Annotated in this window: 14 protein-coding genes and 1 tRNA gene; 8 read left to right on the top strand and 7 right to left on the bottom strand. The window is 57.4% G+C overall.

Going from position 1 to position 17372, the window contains the following annotated elements; all coding sequences use genetic code 11:
- Window positions 1-13 precede the first annotated feature (13 nt).
- Entirely contained in the window at window positions 14-1072 is a 1059-nt protein-coding gene (locus HALO_RS20575) for an SDR family oxidoreductase (protein WP_050713960.1), read from the bottom strand.
- Window positions 1073-1212: 140 nt separating this feature from the next.
- On the opposite strand from HALO_RS20575, the gene HALO_RS20570 reads away from it, so the two are divergent.
- Window positions 1213-2220, top strand: a complete 1008-nt coding sequence (locus HALO_RS20570) for a LysR family transcriptional regulator (protein WP_050714220.1) — start codon at window positions 1213-1215, stop codon at window positions 2218-2220.
- Here the strand turns inward: HALO_RS20570 and HALO_RS20565 are convergent.
- Window positions 2215-2291, bottom strand: a tRNA-Met gene (locus HALO_RS20565). The genes HALO_RS20570 and HALO_RS20565 overlap by 6 nt on opposite strands.
- 271 nt (window positions 2292-2562) lie before the next feature.
- Between HALO_RS20565 and phbB the strand changes: the two genes are divergently transcribed.
- Window positions 2563-3309: an acetoacetyl-CoA reductase gene (gene phbB, locus HALO_RS20560; protein ID WP_035576493.1), complete on the top strand. Its 747-nt coding sequence runs from the start codon at window positions 2563-2565 to the stop codon at window positions 3307-3309.
- A gap of 62 nt (window positions 3310-3371) precedes the next feature.
- On the opposite strand, the gene HALO_RS20555 is transcribed toward phbB, so the two are convergent.
- Window positions 3372-6188, bottom strand: coding sequence for a DUF349 domain-containing protein (locus HALO_RS20555; protein ID WP_035576494.1), 2817 nt, complete (start codon window positions 6186-6188; stop codon window positions 3372-3374).
- Window positions 6189-6414: 226 nt separating this feature from the next.
- On the opposite strand from HALO_RS20555, the gene minC reads away from it, so the two are divergent.
- From minC to sbcB, 4 genes are all read left to right on the top strand, one after another.
- Window positions 6415-7161 (top strand): septum site-determining protein MinC, encoded by a 747-nt coding sequence (gene minC, locus HALO_RS20550; protein ID WP_035576495.1) that lies wholly within the window; start codon window positions 6415-6417, stop codon window positions 7159-7161.
- A gap of 157 nt (window positions 7162-7318) precedes the next feature.
- Entirely contained in the window at window positions 7319-8137 is an 819-nt protein-coding gene (gene minD / locus HALO_RS20545) for a septum site-determining protein MinD (protein WP_035576496.1), read from the top strand.
- Window positions 8134-8385: a cell division topological specificity factor MinE gene (minE, locus tag HALO_RS20540; protein WP_007111776.1), complete on the top strand. Its 252-nt coding sequence runs from the start codon at window positions 8134-8136 to the stop codon at window positions 8383-8385. The genes minD and minE overlap by 4 nt, the downstream gene beginning before the upstream one ends.
- Window positions 8386-8479: 94 nt before the next feature.
- On the top strand, window positions 8480-9973 hold the full coding sequence (sbcB, locus tag HALO_RS20535; RefSeq protein WP_035576497.1) for an exodeoxyribonuclease I: 1494 nt from the start codon (window positions 8480-8482) through the stop codon (window positions 9971-9973).
- A 28-nt stretch (window positions 9974-10001) separates the two neighbouring features.
- Here sbcB and HALO_RS20530 read toward each other — a convergent pair whose 3' ends face one another.
- Window positions 10002-12782, bottom strand: a complete 2781-nt coding sequence (locus HALO_RS20530; protein ID WP_442905698.1) for an insulinase family protein — start codon at window positions 12780-12782, stop codon at window positions 10002-10004.
- A 77-nt stretch (window positions 12783-12859) separates the two neighbouring features.
- A complete protein-coding gene (locus tag HALO_RS20525) occupies window positions 12860-13546 on the bottom strand; it encodes an SOS response-associated peptidase (RefSeq protein ID WP_050713959.1) in 687 nt (228 codons plus the stop codon).
- Between the two features lie 192 nt (window positions 13547-13738).
- Here HALO_RS20525 and HALO_RS20520 point away from each other — a divergent pair, with 192 nt between their 5' ends.
- Together HALO_RS20520 and HALO_RS20515 are read left to right on the top strand one after the other, a co-directional pair.
- Complete coding sequence (locus tag HALO_RS20520) at window positions 13739-14353, top strand: TetR/AcrR family transcriptional regulator (RefSeq protein WP_035576500.1); 615 nt, start codon at window positions 13739-13741, stop codon at window positions 14351-14353.
- The gene (locus HALO_RS20515) at window positions 14350-15015 is read left to right on the top strand and encodes a 1-acyl-sn-glycerol-3-phosphate acyltransferase (RefSeq protein ID WP_035576501.1); all 666 of its coding nucleotides are present in this window, start codon (window positions 14350-14352) and stop codon (window positions 15013-15015) included. The genes HALO_RS20520 and HALO_RS20515 overlap by 4 nt, the downstream gene beginning before the upstream one ends.
- 15 nt (window positions 15016-15030) lie before the next feature.
- Here the strand turns inward: HALO_RS20515 and HALO_RS20510 are convergent, their stop codons facing one another.
- The gene (locus tag HALO_RS20510; RefSeq protein WP_035576502.1) at window positions 15031-16305 is read right to left on the bottom strand and encodes an HlyC/CorC family transporter; all 1275 of its coding nucleotides are present in this window, start codon (window positions 16303-16305) and stop codon (window positions 15031-15033) included.
- A 104-nt stretch (window positions 16306-16409) separates the two neighbouring features.
- A complete protein-coding gene (locus HALO_RS20505; RefSeq protein ID WP_050713958.1) occupies window positions 16410-17207 on the bottom strand; it encodes a cytochrome C assembly family protein in 798 nt (265 codons plus the stop codon).
- Window positions 17208-17372 lie beyond the last annotated feature (165 nt).

Raw genomic sequence — 17372 nt, 5'->3', positions numbered from 1 at the left:
TTGCTGGTATTGCTTAAGGAATGATGCGTTCAGCGCGGAGGCGGGTGAACAAGTCGAAAAACGCCGCGCGGGTTTCGCGGAAGTGGTCAAAGCCGAAATCGCGTGATTTGGTCACGTCGTTGACGCACTCAAGTTCGCGCCCCAGGTCGGCATCGGTGTGCCACCAAGAGGCCAACTTGGAAACGTCAGGTTCAATCAGGTCGTGTTGCTCGGCAATCTCAGCCCAGGTTGGCGCAATGTCGGCCATTTGCGTTTCAAGCGGCTGCGGCGTTTCCGGGCAGTCTGGCACCTCAAGGCCGAAAAACTCACCCATTTCATTCCACAGCCGACGCCAGCGGAAAATATCGCCATTGACGGTGTTAAAGGCTTCGTTATGCGCGCCGGGCGATGCTGCCGCCCACTCCATCTGCCGCGCCAGCACCAGCGAATCGGTTAGGTCGGTTAAAGCGTTCCACTGGGTCTGCGAGCCTGGGAAGATGAACGGCTTGCCCGTTGCCTTGCAGATAGAGGCATAAACCGCCAGCGTTACGCCCATGTTCATGGCATTACCACGGGCATAGCCGATCACGGTGKGCGGACGGTGCACGTTCCAGCTAAAGCCGTCGCGCTCCGCCGCTGCGAACATGATGTCTTCGAGGGTGTAGTAGAAGTTCTCACCCGGTACGCGGGGTGCTGATTCACGAAACGGCGTCTCGGTCTTGCCACTACCGTAGTTCTCGAAGGCGCCCAGGTACTGCTTGGTGCCGGTGACCAACGAGACATGCACCACGCTTGCACCCTGCAAAGCGTCGAGCAGGTTGTGCATCATCGCGCCGTTAGCCTCAACATTGGCCTTCTCGTTGTCACGGCGTACCCAGGTGCAGTAGAAAACGTTCGTAATGGGTAAGCCCGCGAGCGCCTTAGCCGTCGCTTCGCGATCAAGCAGATCGGCGGTGACGGGAATGACACCCTCTTGTTGAGAGGGGCGACGTGATAAACCGTAAACGGTCCAACCGCTAGCGGCGAGATAGCTGGCCAGATTGCCGCCGGTGATGCCGGTAGCGCCTACTACAAGTGCTGTGCCTTTGCGCATCGTTAATTCCTTATGCAAACAAGAGATTCGGAACGGGCAAAAAACGTTGTGCTCGTGCCCGATGAAAAGCAGTTTGGTCTTTGATGATCATTGCTACAATTGGAAAAATCGCAAATCTTTATTGCATCAGGAGCAAGTCGATGGATCTCAATGCGCTACGTATTTTTGAGCGCGTGGCCGCGACAGGAAGCTTTACCGCCACCGCACGTCATTTTCATCGCGCCGTGTCGTCGGTCTCGCGTCAGATCGCCGCGTTAGAAGAGGCGCTAGGACAGCAGCTTTTCTATCGCCACACCCGTGCCGTGACGCTGACCGAAGCGGGCTGGCGCTATTATCAGGAGGTTCGCGAGATTCTTGAGCGGCTCGACCTGGCGACTGAAGCGCTGATGGCACCCAATACCGAGCCCAGCGGTGTGCTGCGCCTTAACGCTCCAGTGGCCTTCGGCCAGCGGCAGATCGTGCCGATTCTGCACCATTTTCAGCGCCGCTACCCGGCGATCAAAGCCGAGCTGATGCTCACCGATCAATTGACCGACCCGGTGCGTGAGGGCATCGATATCACCTTTCGCGTCGGAGCATTGGCGGATTCCACCTTGGTGGCGCGCCGCCTAGCGCCAATGAACTATGTGGTGGCCGCGGCGCCCGCCTATTTGCAACGTTGTGGTACGCCCACCCGCCCGGATGATCTGAGCCAGCATGACTGCCTACTCTACCAGGGCGAAATGGGCCGCCAGCGCTGGTATTTCAATACTGCCGACCAGTCACAAGCCTGCACTTATAAAGTCGACGGCAGCCTCTACAGTAACGATGCCGAGAGCCTGGTACGAGCAGCACTAATGGGGCAGGGGCTAGTGATGTTCCCCACCTGGCTGATCGCTGACGAATTGGCATCCGGCGCACTGGTGCCGATACTCGAAGCGTGGGAGTGCGAAGTTATGCCGGGCAGGCGCGATATCCACGTGCTCTATGCTCAGCGTCGTCTGCACACCCGCAAGGTGAGTGTATTTCTGGATCATCTGTTTGAGATGGTGGGAACTGCGCCGAGCTGGGATCGCTGGCGTGAGCAGGAGGGGACAGAGTTAAGTGACGAGCGTTCAGACACAAAAAAGCCGCTACCTTTCGGTAACGGCTTTTTCTATATTTGGTAGCGGGGACCGGATTTGAACCGATGACCTTCGGGTTATGAGCCCGACGAGCTACCAGACTGCTCCACCCCGCATCAACGTGTGGCGTATTCTACAGAAGTTTTAGATGAAGTCAATGGGGTGATTAACACGTTTGGCTTATAGCCGTTGATTATGACCTGGGGCAACATGGGGCAAGTGCAGCTATGCTTTAAGTAGCCATAACAAAAAGCTTACGTTGGTGCATTGTTCACGCAATTAATGCACTAGGGTAATACAAGCGCAGTCGCGCTTATTCACAATGGCTTGCGGCGCAATGTAGGTGCTTTTAGACCCAAGCCATTTGTCATATCAGGGAGGTAGTCAATGGCCAATCAAGCCCCCGTCGCCTGGGTAACTGGTGGAACTGGTGGTATCGGTACGGCAATTTGTCGTTCGTTGGCAGATGCGGGATATTTAGTCGTGGCGGGTTATCGCAACCCCGATAAGGCTAAATCCTGGCTAGAAACGCAGCATGCCGACGGCTATAACAATATCGAATTGTCGGGTGTCGATCTTGCTGACCACAATGCCTGCCTGGAAGGTGCCCGCGAAATCCATGACAAGTATGGCCCCATTAGTGTGCTGGTGAACTGTGCGGGGATTACCCGTGATGGCACCATGAAGAAAATGACCTATGAGCAGTGGTACGAAGTGCTCGACACCAACCTCAACAGCGTGTTTAACACCTGCCGTAGCGTCATTGAGATGATGCTTGAAAATGGCTATGGTCGGATTATCAATATTTCCTCCATCAATGGTCGTAAAGGCCAGTTTGGTCAGGTCAATTACGCGGCGGCGAAAGCCGGTATGCATGGCCTAACCATGTCGCTGGCGCAGGAAACCGCGACCAAAGGGATTACCGTTAATACCGTATCGCCTGGCTATATCGCCACCGATATGATTATGAATATTCCAGAAAAAGTGCGCGAAGCAATCCGGGAAACAATTCCAGTGAAGCGTTATGGCACGCCAGAGGAGATTGGCCGACTGGTCACCTTCTTAGCCGATAAGGAGTCAGGATTTATCACCGGTGCGAACATTGATATCAACGGTGGCCAGTTTATGGGCTAGTGGTTAGCTCAAGAGGAGAACGCAAACGGGAGGCTATTAAGCCTCCCGTTTTCTTGCTAACGCTACGGCAACGGAACCCGCGCCAGTCGGCTTAGCAGGTTATCCAGCTCTTCCACTTCAGCGGCCCATAGCGTGGCGGGCATTGGCCCTAGCGCCAATAGCGCAACCAGGATGTCGGCAACGTCTTGATCACGGCTGCGCGCTTGGTTGAAGCCTTCATTCAAGCGCTCTACCTGAATTGCCAGACGCAGCGGTTCGTCGCTTTGACGCACGCTACCCACGGCCAGCATCGACAGGTGCACTCTTAGCCTGGCGAGAGAGTCGGCTATGCGGGCGTGATCTGCGTCTGATAGCGGTGCTGCCACGTTATGGCGCTGTTGATTACGTGCGTCATGTGCCTCATTAAAGGCGGGGGGAAGCGAGGCGCTAAGCACCGTTTGGGCATCCACATCGATGGGGGTTCCCTCACTGAGGTAGCGCTGGTCGGCAGCTAAGTGAGCGTTTACTAATGGCATGAGTGCGTGCCACTGCTGAACCGTATCGGCAACCGCCAGGCGATTTAAGCGTTCGCGACGCGCTCGCACAATCCCGCTCATTCTTCGCTGCATGCCTTCGCTGCGCCGATTGCGTGGCAGCGGCTCAAGCTGGTTGGCCTGTTCGATAAAGCGATCCAGTGCGGCCGCCTCGCTGGCCTCAATAGGCTGCCAGCTATCCATTTCGTCGATCAGGGTCTGCATCTCATCCAACTGCTGTTGCTGGCGCGCTGCCTGCTCATTTTTATGCGCATCGCGCTGGGCAAAGAGTTGGTCGCACTCATGGCGAAAAGTTTTCCACAGCGTTTGCTCTTCGCCTTTGGGGGCACGGCCTAGCGTTCGCCACTGCTGCTGTAGCTGTTTGGTCTGGTGAATACGCTGGGCTAACGGTTGGCTGTCGTCGCCGCGCAGCGCGCTCACTTGGCTAATCAGTTCGCGTTTTTGTGAGGCGATCGTCTCAGCGCGTTGATCAATTAAGGTCTGCAAACGGTGGCGAATAGTGCCGAAACGACGTCCAACGGTTTCAGAGCGCTCGCGTGGCACGGGGCTATAGTGCCGCCATTGGTGGCGCGCTTTGTCGCGAATTTGCCGCAGCACATCAGGGTCGGCGTCTTCAGCGGGCTGGGCCAGTAGGCTTTCAAGCTGATCGCACAGCGCCTCGCGGGCTTGCAGGTTGGTCTCACGCTCTTGGCTAAGCTGATCCCGCCAGGGGGCGAGGCGCTCGTGGATGCGATCCGAAGCGCTGCGAAAACGCGCGGACTGTTCGCGGTTGGCCGCCGCATCGCCCAGTGATTTCCACTCTTTGACCAGTTGGCGATGGTGGCGGTCAAGCGCTTCTTCCGCCATATGGGGGTCGTTAGCCAGAGTTTCGATGCTGGCACATAGCTGCTCGCGCTTGGGTCCGGCGACGAACCCCCGCCAGTCGCGTAGTTCTGCCAACCGGGCGGCTAAATGCTTTAAGCGCGTTTTGAGCGGTTGAGCAGCGGGGCTTTCCAATGCTTCGATGCGTGGTTTTAGCCGCTGATGCAGGCGGCTGGCGCTTTTAAAGGCGCCGCGTTCTAGCAAGTGCTCAAAGGTGTCGAGTTCCGCACCATGGGCCTCCAGTGTGGTGCTGTCTTCTGTAGGCTGCGCGGGAGCAGTGTTGTCAGTCTTGAGAGCCGCTTGGGCGCGGCCGAGCAGTGCTGGGGGCGTTAAGGCTTCCGGCCATTGGCATTCGCTAATCAGTGTGGCCAGGGTAGCGTGGTCACCACTGGCCAGTGCGGTTTCGATGGAGGCGCTTACCGCACACCAGCGCTGCCATGCCTCTAAGCACTGGTCGTAGTGCTGTATCGCCTGCGTGTAGCGCTGGCGCAGGGTCTCGCTGGGCGGATGCATATCGGAAAGCGCCTGCCAGCGTTGGCCGAGCAGTTGGCGCTGGGCGCGCAGGCTGTCGATATCCTGCACGGTCATGGCTGAGGCGTGGCGCAGGCCATCGAAGGTCTCTTCGATCCCTTCAAGCAGCTGTTCGCGGGTATTTTCGGCTTCCTCGCGGCGCTCGTCGCTCTGCTGACGAGCCTGCTCTTGGGTTTCATGGTCGTGTAGCGTTTTGCGGCAATTGAGCAGGGCTTGGTGAAAGCGCTGCTCCTGCTCCTCGCTGGGTGGCTGCGTCAGCTGCTCCCACTGGCGTTCAAGATGCCGAAAACGGCCGCCGTAAAGTGGTTCCCAGGGCGCACGGGCGTGCTGCTCCAGCTGTTTCAGAAGTGTTTCGCGCTGCTGCGCTTCCGCCTCCAGCCACTGGGCATCGCTACGCAAGCGGTTTAGGCGTTCCCGCGCCAAGCGAACCACCTGACGGTCGCGGCGCGCCTCTTTTACTAACCGCTTAAGCCCCTCTTCGTCCTCAATGCGTTCGGCGGCCTGATGGCGAACAGCGGCCACACCGTTATGGCAGGCTTGACGAATAAGGTCATTCTCATCGCTTAGCTTGCTCAGTGCGACTAGGCGCAGATTAAGGTTGTCGCCCTGCAAGGCTACCGCACTCAGCACCCGCGACTCTTCGATCTGTTCGACCAGTGATTGGCGCTGGTGCAGGTCGGTATGGCCTTCTCGTCCGCTGAGCCGTTGGCAAACGGCATTGAACCAGGCTTCTTCCTGCTGATGCTGGGGGTAAGCATTGACCAGTCCCTCACAGTCATCCAGGGCCAGCAGCGCGGCAAGGCGAATCTGGCTATCGCTATCTTGAGTGAGCGATTGCAGCGCCTGGCGCTGTTCGGCTTGCTCTGGATTCAGTCGTTGGAGGGCCTGACGGCGCACCTCGGGGTCAGGGTGTTGCCACCGAGGTGCGAACAGGCGTCTTAACAGTCCGTGCATGGATCATCCTGCTAGTATGAAATGCGTAGCGTGAAAAAAACGGCTCGGTGGTTGCAGTCACCGGCGCTGTCGCTTAGCTTGGCCTTACTATGGTGTGACAAGCATCTATTTTCTAGGCCACACTGCTTCTAGAACACACTGTTTTTAGACTACAGTGTTTCTAGACGACGAAATGCGTGATAGTACGCTACCTTTATCTTATCTGAACATGACGGGGAGTTCGGCCATGAGCCTTAACGTGGATAGTGCCGCAGTGGCCTTTACCTTCAAAGGCGGCATGCTGCCGATGACCGTCATGGAGTTAAGTAGCGCTGATCCGGAACAAATCCGGCAGCAGTTGGCTGGCAAATTCTCCCAGTCGCCTGCTTTCTTTCAGCATACACCGGTTGTGCTCAGCGTGGAAAAACTCGATGAACCCCACTTAGCTCTTGAGCGCATTTGTGCCGTGTGCCGTGACCATAAACTGTTGCCGGTGGCCGTGCGCGGCGGCACCGAGCCAGTACGCCAGTCGGCCTGGGCGCTGGGGTTGGGGTGGTTTCCGCCGGTGGCAGAGGGGCGTGCCCGGGTGCTGGAGAGTGTTAGCAGCTCGCCGGTGCATGAGGTTACCCGTGAGGAGACAGTGAGCGAGACGGAAGCGCCAACGCTTGCCACCCGGCTGTATCGTGGCACCGTGCGTTCGGGGCAGCAAGTCAGCGCTGCTGATGGCGATTTAGTCGTCATCGGGGCGGTGAATGCCGGTGCAGAAGTGCTGGCAGCCGGCAGTATTCACGTTTATGGCGCGCTACGCGGTCGTGCTTTGGCGGGGATTCATGGTAACACCCAAGCGGGCATTTATTGCCGTGAACTGGCCGCCGAGCTGCTTTCGGTGGCGGGTAATTATAAGCGCTCGGAAGATATCGATGCACAGCTGCGGGGTCAGCCTGCAGAGGTGCACTTTGCGCAAGAACAGCTCGAAATTAAGCCATTAGGGTAATGTTTCCGTATGAGCGCACGTTGGTGCTTCATGCCTAGCGACGTAGAAGACGCTATCCGTTACAGTATGGCATGTTGATGACATTGACGTTCCCGTTATGCGCAGAGCGCCCACTGACTTGCGCTCGCAACGAACGACTTCAAGAAGGAAGTGACTTTTGGCCAAGATAATTGTAGTGACCTCTGGTAAAGGAGGGGTCGGTAAAACCACCAGCGCGGCGGCAATCTCCACAGGGCTTGCGTTGCGCGGTAAAAAAACCGTCGTGATCGACTTTGATGTGGGGCTGCGTAATCTCGACCTGATCATGGGCTGCGAGCGGCGTGTTGTGTATGACCTAGTCAACGTGATTCAGGGCGAAGCAGGGCTTAATCAGGCGCTGATTCGCGACAAGCGCGTTGAGAATTTGTTCATTCTGCCTGCCTCACAAACCCGCGATAAAGATGCCTTAACCCAGGAAGGCGTCGCGGAGATCCTGGAGAAGTTGAAAGAAGATTTCGATTACATTCTGTGTGATTCTCCCGCGGGTATTGAACGCGGTGCGCAGTTGGCCATGTATTTTGCCGATGAAGCGATTGTGGTCACCAATCCCGAAGTATCGTCAGTGCGCGACTCTGACCGTATTTTAGGCCTGCTGGCCTCTAAAACCCGGCGCGCTGAGCAGGGCGATGACCCCATCAAGGAGCACCTGCTGGTTACCCGCTATAACCCCGAGCGAGTCACCTCTGGCGATATGCTGACGCTGGACGATATTCGCGAAATTTTGGCGATTAATCTGCTGGGCCTGATTCCGGAGTCTGAAGCCGTACTGCGTGCTTCCAACCAGGGCGTGCCCGTCACCCACGATATCTCCAGCGACGCGGGCCAAGCTTACAGCGACACAGTATCGCGCCTGCTTGGTGAAGACATGCCGCTGCGTTTCCATGAAATGCAACGCAAAGGCCTGCTAAGCCGTATGTTCGGGGGAGGTCGTCGATGAAACTGCTGGAGTTCTTGAAGCGTGAGCGCAGGAAATCCGCCTCGGTAGCCAAAGAACGTTTGCAAATTATTGTGGCGCACCAGCGTAGTCAGCGCGGCCAGCCTGACTATATGCCGATGCTTGAACGCGAACTGCTTGAGGTGATCCGTCGTTACGTGCACGTGGACGACGACGCCATTCAAATTTCCTTGGACAGCGAAGACAACTGCTCTGTACTGGAGCTTAACGTTACGCTTCCAAAGAGCTGAGCCCTTTAGCTAAGTCCAGGAACTGAAGACGGGGCGAAAGGGGCGGCGGGTGTGCTAGGCTTGGGCTTTTCATTGCCCAGCGGAGTGTTTATTCATGGCATCACCCAATGCTGCCCCTGCCAGTTTTCTCTGGCATGATTATGAAACCTTCGGGGCTGACCCGCGCCGCGATCGGCCCGCTCAGTTCGCTGCACTGCGCACGGATGCAGAACTGAACGAGATCGGTGAGCCCATCGAGCTCTACTGCAAACCCGCCGATGACTACCTGCCTCATCCTGCTGCCTGTTTGATCACCGGTATTACCCCTCAAAAAGCCCAGCGCCATGGTCTCCCCGAAGCAGAGTTCGCGGGTGAGATTCAGCGCCACATGAGCGAGCCGGGTACCTGCGTAGTGGGCTACAACAGCCTGCGTTTTGATGACGAAGTTTCGCGCCACCTGTTTTACCGCAATTTGCTTGACCCTTATTCCCGCGAGTGGCAAAACGGCAATTCCCGCTGGGATTTAATCGATATTGTGCGCGCCTTTTATGCGCTGCGCCCGGATGGCATTGAATGGCCGCTGCGCGAAGACGGTGCACCCAGCTTTAAGCTCGAGCACTTAACTGCCGCCAACGGCATTGCCCATGAGGGTGCCCACGATGCGGTGGCAGATGTCCGCGCTACTATCGCCTTGGCGCGGTTGCTCAAAGTGCGCAATGCCAAGCTGTTTGACTATCTGCTCGGCCTGCGCGGTAAGCGCGCGGTGGCCAAGCAGCTCGACTTGCCCAACGCCAAACCGCTGCTGCATATCTCCCGCCGTTATCCTGCTAGCCGGGGCTGTAGTGCACTAGTCATGCCGCTGGCCGAGCACCCGACAAACCCTAATGGGGTGATTGTTTACGATTTGAGCGTTGATCCCAGCGATATGCTGAGCATGTCGGCGGAGCAAATTCGTGAGCGGGTGTTTGTCAGTCAGCAGGATCTCGCCGAAGGCGAGGCGCGCATTCCGCTAAAGATCATCCATATCAACCGCTGCCCAGTGGTGTTCCCCGCTAGTGCTTTGAAAGACGTTGAGGGGCCTCATCAGGGCGAGTATGGCACCATCGTCGCGCGCTTAGGCTTAGATGTGGCTGCCTGTCGGCAGCACTGGAAAACCCTGCGCGATGCCAGCGGTGTCGCCGCTAAGGTCGCCGAGGTGTTTAGTGCCGGTTACGACGATGTACCCCAAGACCCTGATCTAATGCTCTATTCGGGCAGTTTCTTCTCCGCTGCTGACCGTCAGCAGATGGAGCGGGTGCGAGAGATGGAACCGTGGGACCTGGTCGGTCAGCGCTTTGCGTTTCAGGATCCGCGTTTGGAAGAGATGCTGTTTCGCTTTCGTGCGCGCAGTTACCCCGACACGTTGGAAGGCGAAGAGCGCGAGCAGTGGGAGGCGTTTCGCTGGATGCGGATCAATGACCCGGCCTTGGCGGGCTTTACGCTTAAGGCGTTTGCGCGGGAAATCGAGCAGTACAATCAGCAAACCCTCACTGATCGCGAGCGGCAGGTTCTGGAAGAGCTGGTGATGTTCGTGGAAGCCATGATGCCGGCCCAGGCATTTGATGCCTGAGCCGGTACCGATGGTCTAACAGCGCTGTTTATTCACGCATTTTAGGCAGCGCTGAGCGCGCTTCCCGATAAGTACTGACATCGCTGGGTTCGTCGCCTGGGTTAAAGCGTATGTCCAGAGTGTGCTCGCGCAGCGATGGCCAGAGAGCCTTAATATCCTCAAGGCTAACGTTAAGCACTAGCTCGGCCAACTGATCACGGCGGTCGAAGCGAACGTCTTCAAGCGCCGTGGCTTGCCAATAGCGGTTAGCCATGCCTGAAAGGCTGGTATCGCGCTGGCGTAACTGGTCGTGAACTGCTTGGCGATAAGGCACTAAGTCATCGTCGCTAAGTTGTTCAAGACGCTGGTTAGCCTCGTCAAGAAATGCATCCATACGTTCGGCAATGGTATCGCTGTCTACGTCGGGGGATTGCACCATGAGGGCAATGCCTGGTGCTTCGAGCAGCGGTGAATAACCTGCGTTGACGATGTAGCCGAGCTGCTGCTCGGTGCGCAGCTGCTGGTAGAACGGCGTTTCCAGCCACTGGGCGATCACGGCGGTGGTGGCTTGCTCCTCTGGGGTCTGATCGCGACCTTGCAAATAGCGCAGTACCAAGGACTCGTCCCGCGTACTGTGAGGGTGCAGCACGCGGTGCTCCTCACTGGCCGCAAGGGGGGTTAAGTTAGCAATGGCGTCGCGGGTTAGCCGTGGCTTGAGCTTGGCGCGTATCAGCTGAGTTTGTTCACGGGCCAGGTCAGCATCCAGGTTGCCCACCGCCATAGCATCGACGTACAGGTCGTTTAGAAAGCGCTTGCGGAAATTTTCCAGGTGCCCCCGATCAAATCGCTCGCTGGCGGCGAGAAGCTCTGCGTTAGACCACTGCGGTGTGAGCAGGGCTTCGCCTAGCGTACGGCTGGCTTGGCCGGTGAGCGACGCCTGGGGCGCGTTGCGCCACTCGCGCTGTAGCTGATAACGCACCCGCTCAAAGGCGCTGTCGCTGATCTCTGCGTGCGCTAATTGCTCAAGGGCTTGTTCAATCAGCGGGGTTTGGCCATCACGCCAGCCCGAGAACGACAGCGTCATGCCCCTGGCGTGGGGGTAAGCGCTAAACGATTGTCCTGCCAGCCATGCTGGGTAGAGGGATTCATTCAAGCTGTCGTTGAGCCAGCTGGCGAGCAGTCGGGTGAGTACTGCTTCTTCTGCAGAGTAGCTGGCGGTGGGATTTTGCAGGCTAACGCGCCACTCAACTGTCGGGGTGTCGAAGCGTTCATCCTGCATATGCCAGGCGCTAAACGATGGCGTATCGACCAGCAGGCTGGGGCGCTCATCCTGGCCCTCTTGCAGTGTTAAATCACTGGCAATAAAGGGGTTGGGGCCAGGGAGCTCCAAGCCACTCAGTGCCTGACCTGGCTGGTCGGGTACTTGCTCTTTCCACTGAGTATTAAACCACGGTGAGACGGTGTCGCTTTCGACATCCGGCGCCGAGTAGAAGCGCAGCATGTTATCCGGCGTTAGGGCATCCAGGTAAGCCTGCTGGCGCTCAGCGTCTGGGCCATCCATGCGGTAGGCCGCGTACTGCACGTCTTCTACCGGGTAGCGCGATAGGCTCATGGAGAGGCGTGTGGCTTCCTGCTGCGGGGCGCCATGTTGCTGGAAGCGGAAGGCCTGTTCATTGAGGTCTGCTTGTTCCTGGTAACGCCACTCAGCGAGGCCGTCGTTGCGCAGTTGCTCGATGGCCGCAAACAGGGTGGCTTCAATATCGTCAAGGCGCTCGGCGCCTGCGGGCGTTAGGCTGATGGAGACTGTGAATAGTGCTTGGTTGCCATCACCGCGGCCAACGCCGGCGGAAAGGCCGTCGGCCAGTCCAGCATCGCGCAGTACGGCGAGCAGGCTGCCTTCACCCTCATCGCCAAGCAGGTGAGCGATTACCTGAGTGGGTTTTGTGCGGTAGTCATCGGTGGGGTCGGGTACCGGGAAGTAGAAGCGTAATTGACGGCGATCCTGCAGCGACTGACGCTCGATATAGTGGGGAAGCGTGTCTGCATCAACCAGCGGCGCGTCAATCGTCGGCACGCTTAAGTCGTTGTTGGGAATATCGGCAAAGCGTTTGGCTACCAGCTCTTCCAATTGATCCAGCGGCTGCGGCGCCACAATCGCCAGGTTCATCACATTGGCGTCGTAATGCTGGTGATAAAAATCGATCACCCGCTCGCGAAGCGTTGCCTCGCCTTCAGGCGGGCTGGCTAAGGTTTCCCGGCTACCCACGGCAAACCCGGTGGTGGGGTTGTCAGGGTTGAGCAGTTGGTTGAGCACATCGTTTTCGCGCCGGGATTCGTCGCGAATGCGCGCCATATACTCCGAGTGAACGATATTGCGCTCGCTCTCCAGGTGGTCGGCGTTAAACAGCGGTGAAAGGAAAAATTCGCTGAAACGGTCAAGCGCACCCGGCAGCGCCGACGGCTCAATATCAAAGAAGTAATTGGTATCCTGCTGCGCGGTAAAGGCGTTGTGAGAACCCGCATTATTGGAAATGTAGCGCTGGTAACCGTCGGATTCTGGGTAGGGTTCGGTGCCTAGAAACAGCATATGTTCGAGAAAATGCGCTAATCCTTGAAGATCATCGGGATCTTGGGCGCTGCCGACCCGTACATTCATCGACGCTGCCGCTTTGTCAGCTTCCGGATCGCTGACCAGTAATACATTGAGGCCATTTTCAAGCGTCAAAACCCGGTAGTCGCGGCTGTCATACGGGCTAATGATCGGGGTGACCGTATCAGCAATGGCGTCGTCAACGGCGTCATCATTCGCGGCGAAGGCGAGTGGCATCATCGCGATGCTGGCAATAATGCCAAGCAGTGCACGCTGGGGGAAAAGCCGCCGGCGGGTTAAGCAAGTGGATTGCAACATTACAGCTCCTGTGACACAGCCCAGCGCAGCATCGACCCGGKGGGGKGGGCACAAGCCGGTGACTGGTAGGCGGGATTATTGACATGTTTAGATACCGGAAAAGCGCCCAACAGTTCCAATGGCGCCGGGGTTAATAGCGAATTAAGCGTTGCTAAATCCGTATCCGGGTTGAGCCAGGCGGATAGCGCATGGCTGGGAATAGTGACCGGCAAACGGTCGGTTAATGGCGATAAAAGTAAATTAGCGGGCACGGTGATCAGGGCTGCGGAATCGGTGAACGCCGTTAACGTGGTGTGGTAGCGGCACCAGAGTGCGCCCAACAGCAATGGCGCACGGGATACCTGGGTGACTAGATAGGGCTGCTTGCTACGCGGCTGGCTTTTCCAAACATAGAAACCGCTAACCGGGATCACGCAGCGGCGCGCGCTAAAGGCATCGCGAAACATAGCACGTGTTTCAAGGGTTTCGGCTCGGGCGCAGTGGGGGGCGTGATCCAGTACCTCCAGCCAAGGGGGGGTCAGGCCCCAGAAAATTGACGATAGTCGATACTCCCCCTGCTCAAGGCGAATCGCCGAGATGGGCCTTCTAGGCGCTAAGTTGGGCGATTCAACCAGTGGCTCAGGAGTGGCTAGCGTCGGTAATAAACGGGTCAGCGGTAAATGTTGCACATGCAGTCGCCCCGTCATAGCTATCTCCTTAAGCAAAATCGTCGAGGAAGTGTACCTGCATCGCGGGGGACTTCGCGCAATAAAGCACGAAATGGTGTGTTTTAGTGTCGAAAACAGTGTTCGATGTAAGGTATCCTATCGTATCCCTTGCTCCCGCTAAAGCGCAGTGAGGCATTCCTTCTTGTTTGCCGTTGACCTTAAGAGATCGCCATGGCCCGTCCTAGACAGCATGCGCCCGATGCCCTCCACGCGCAGGTCATGCACGCTTGTGATGAGTGGTTGGCTGAGCAGCCAGTCCATGGCCTCTCACTGCGTGCTTTGGCCAGAGAAGTCGGCTGCGCCCCCAGCACCCTACTGAAGCTATATGGCAGCTTCAATAACTTATTGCAGCACGTCAATGTGGAAACCTTGGCACGCTTACAACACACCATTACCAGCCTGGTCGATGATGACCCTGAGCCATGGCTGCGCTCCCTGGCGCGTGCCTACTGGCGGTTCGCCGAGCAGGATTGTTACCGCTGGCAACTGCTGTTCGATTACCCGTTGGCCCAAGAGGGTGAGCTGGATCAGCGCCAAAGCGATTTGATCGAAGCGCTATTTACCCAAGTGGAGGCCTCGATCAAAGCTTACCAGCCAGCGCTGGATGATCTCGAAGCCCGCCGTTTGGGGCGAACGCTGTGGGGTAGCGTTCACGGGCTAGTCCAGCTTGGGCTGAATGAGCGGTTGGGCTACTGGCAGGGGCAGCAGTTGAAAGTGGATGAGTTGTTGGATCAACTGATGAGCACTATTTTGGCCGGTTTGCGCCATCGTGAGGCGGCGACGTGACGGGGTGGGTCAATGCGGCCCGCCAAGCGCTACGCTGGCTGATTTTTGTCTCAATGCGCCTCTGCTACCGACTGCAGGTGCATGGGCGCGAGCATATCCCCAAGCAGGGGGGCGCGCTGGTGGTGTGTAACCACGTCAGCTTTATGGATGCCTTGGTGCTCGGTGGCGCTAGCCCCCGGCCACTGCGCTTTGTCATGGATCAACCGATTTTTGACTCTCCCTGGCTTAAGTGGTGGTTTCAGCTGGTCGGTGCTATTCCCATTGAGTCTGAACGGCGCAGCCCTGGCGCCCTTAGGCGTGCGTTGGATGACGTCAGCGCAGCGCTACGCGAGGGGCAGGTCGTGATGGTCTTTCCTGAAGGGCGACTGACCCCGGATGGCGAGATTCACGCCTTCCGGCGCGGCTTAGAGGCGATTCTCGCTCGGGATGATGTGCCGGTGATTCCGGCAGGGCTGGCAGGCTTATGGGGGTCGTGGACATCCCACCATAACGGCAAGGCGCTCAAAAAGTGCCCTAAGCGGTTTCGGGCGCCGGTGAGCTTGCACTTTGGCTCACCGCTCAACCGCCTGGACGCCGATGACATAGCGCTGCGGCGGTTTCTTGAAGCGCGGGTTAGGGCGTTAAAAGCGGCGGCGGATCAGGATCTTGCCAACCGCCGCTAACGCGCTTATTGGTCGTTAGCGGCGCGGCACCCGCAGCTTTTGCCAGCAGCGCGCTGAGGTGATGAGATTATCGCGAATCTCCAAAATCTCCATGCGCATATTGCCAATCTGCAGGCACGCCGGCCCTTCTGGGAAGGCTTCAAGGTGCTCAAGGATGAGCCCGTTGAGCGTCTTGGGGCCGTCGGTAGGTAGCTGCCAGCCAAGCATCTTATTAATTTCACGGATATTGGCGGTGCCTTCAATCACATGGCTGCCGTCATCTTGCTGGTGAATCTCTTCATCCTCAGAAACATCGGTGGTGAACTCGCCCACGATCTCTTCCAGAATATCTTCCAGCGTGACTAGGCCTTCCACGTCGCCGTACTCATCCACCACAATGCCAATACGCCGCTTCTGCTTCTGAAAGTTGAGCAGCTGGGTATGTAGCGGTGTGGATTCGGGAATGAAGTAGGGTTCGCGAGCCTCCTGCACAATCGACGCTTTGGTGACTTCATCGCGGGAGAGAAAGCGTGCTGCATTGCGCAGGTGTAGCATGCCGATAATGTTATTGATATCGCCTTTGTAGACTGGTAGCCGGGTGTGCTGGCTGGTGCGAATCTGGGTCAAAATCTCTTCGAGCGAGTCATCCAGGTCAATGCCCAGCACCTCGTGTCGCGGCACCATAATGTCGTTGACGGTGACGTTCTCTAGATCAAGGATCGACAGCAGCATCGCCCGGTGGCGGTAGGGAATCAGCGTGCCCGCTTCGTGTACCACCGTTCGCAGCTCGTCGCGGGTTAGGCTGTCACCGCCGTTATCAACGCTTTTTACGCCCACCAGCCGGAGCAGGCCGTTAGACATGACGTTGACCAGCCAGACCAGCGGGTAAAGCAGCTTCAACAGCGGTTCAAGCGCATAGGACGTAGGGTAGGCGATCCGTTCGGGCTTAATCGCGGCGTAGGTCTTCGGCGTTACTTCGGCAAAAATAAGAATCGTAATGGTCAGCAGGGCGGTAGAGATCGCCGGCCCTGATACGTCGCCAAAGAAGTGAATGGCTATAATGGTGGCAATGGAGGCCGCCAGGTTATTGACGAAGTTGTTGCCGATCAGGATAACGCCAATCAGGCGGTCCGGGCGGGTGAGCAGGCGCATGACCCGTTTGGCTCTGCGGTCACCGCTGTTGGCCTGATGGCTCAAGCGGTAGCGGTTAATCGACATCATGCCGGTTTCAGAGCTGGAGAAAAACGCAGAAAGCAGTATCAGTAAGGCTAGCAGGCCGAACAGTAACCCCAGGGGGAAGTCGTCGCTCAAGTCGAAAAGTCCTTTGTGGCGAATTAGGCTCGATTTGTAGAAGGTAGCGAGTGGTGTGTCAAGACAACCAAAGGCGTGGTTGCGCCCCGTTAGCGGTTGAGCCGTTATCGGTTGAGTACAACCTCAAGTACGAACTTACTGCCAAAGTAGGCCAGCACCAGCAAGCCGCAGCCGCCCAGTGTCCAGCGTACGGCACGCATGCCGCGCCAGCCAAAGCGGTAACGGCCGATCAAAAGCGTTGTGAAGATTATCCAGGCAAGCAGTGACAGCACCGTTTTATGTGCCAAATGCTGGGCAAAAAAGTTGTCGAGAAAAATAAGCCCGCTTGCGATGGAGAGGGTCAGTAGAATAATGCCCGCCCACACCAGCTCGAACAGCACCCGTTCCATCGTGGTCAGCGGTGGCAGCGACTGCACAATGCCGCGAATATGATGATGGCGCAGCGCCTGGTTCTGTAGGCCGACCAGCACGGCTTGAACGGCGGCAATCGCCAATACGGCAAAGGCCAGCGCTGAACTTATCGCATGCAATAAAATGCCCGGCGTCAGCCCGGKGTGGCCGCCTTGATTAGGCAGCCAAGTGGCGGCGAGCAGCGCAATGCCCGCCAGCGGGAACAGCACAATGCCGGCGTTAAGCACCGGTTTGAATAGGCTGGCTACCAGCACCACGTTAACCGCCACCGCCATCAACAGTGTAGCGCTGGTGGTAAAGCCCGGCAGTAGGCCTGGGGATTGGCCCACGAGTATGACTACGACAGGAATGTGGAGCAGTAAACCCAGTAAGGCCAGCAGGCGCACCATGCCCTGGCGGGGCGGTACACGCCGGAACAGCGTCATGCCCTGCCATATGGCAGCGGCAACATAAACAATAAAAGCAATCGTGGCGAAAGGGAGCGCCTGCATGATGCTATCCGTGCGCCTTGCAGCGCGTTGCTGTGAATAAATAAACGAATTAAACGGATTACGACAAAAAGCTATCCGACTACTATAACTAATCCAAGCGGCATCGCCCAGCGGGGCAAACGCATGAAAATAGGTAAGAACCCAGAGTAAGTATGCAGGAATGCC

Origin of the sequence: Halomonas sp. R57-5 (assembly GCF_900070345.1) — a bacterium.
Taxonomy (GTDB): Bacteria; Pseudomonadota; Gammaproteobacteria; order Pseudomonadales; family Halomonadaceae; genus Vreelandella; species Vreelandella ventosae_B.
Note: the sequence above shows the minus strand (reverse complement) of the source record. Positions and strands in the feature narration are given on the sequence as shown.

Coding starts and splice junctions, on each gene's coding strand:
- HALO_RS20570 (WP_050714220.1), top strand. CDS start 1,213: ATGGATCTCAATGCGCTACGTATTTTTGAGCGCGTGGCCGCGACAGGA.
- phbB (WP_035576493.1), top strand. CDS start 2,563: ATGGCCAATCAAGCCCCCGTCGCCTGGGTAACTGGTGGAACTGGTGGT.
- HALO_RS20555 (WP_035576494.1), bottom strand. CDS start 6,188: ATGCACGGACTGTTAAGACGCCTGTTCGCACCTCGGTGGCAACACCCT.
- minC (WP_035576495.1), top strand. CDS start 6,415: ATGAGCCTTAACGTGGATAGTGCCGCAGTGGCCTTTACCTTCAAAGGC.
- minE (WP_007111776.1), top strand. CDS start 8,134: ATGAAACTGCTGGAGTTCTTGAAGCGTGAGCGCAGGAAATCCGCCTCG.
- sbcB (WP_035576497.1), top strand. CDS start 8,480: ATGGCATCACCCAATGCTGCCCCTGCCAGTTTTCTCTGGCATGATTAT.
- HALO_RS20530 (WP_442905698.1), bottom strand. CDS start 12,782: ATGATGCCACTCGCCTTCGCCGCGAATGATGACGCCGTTGACGACGCC.
- HALO_RS20520 (WP_035576500.1), top strand. CDS start 13,739: ATGGCCCGTCCTAGACAGCATGCGCCCGATGCCCTCCACGCGCAGGTC.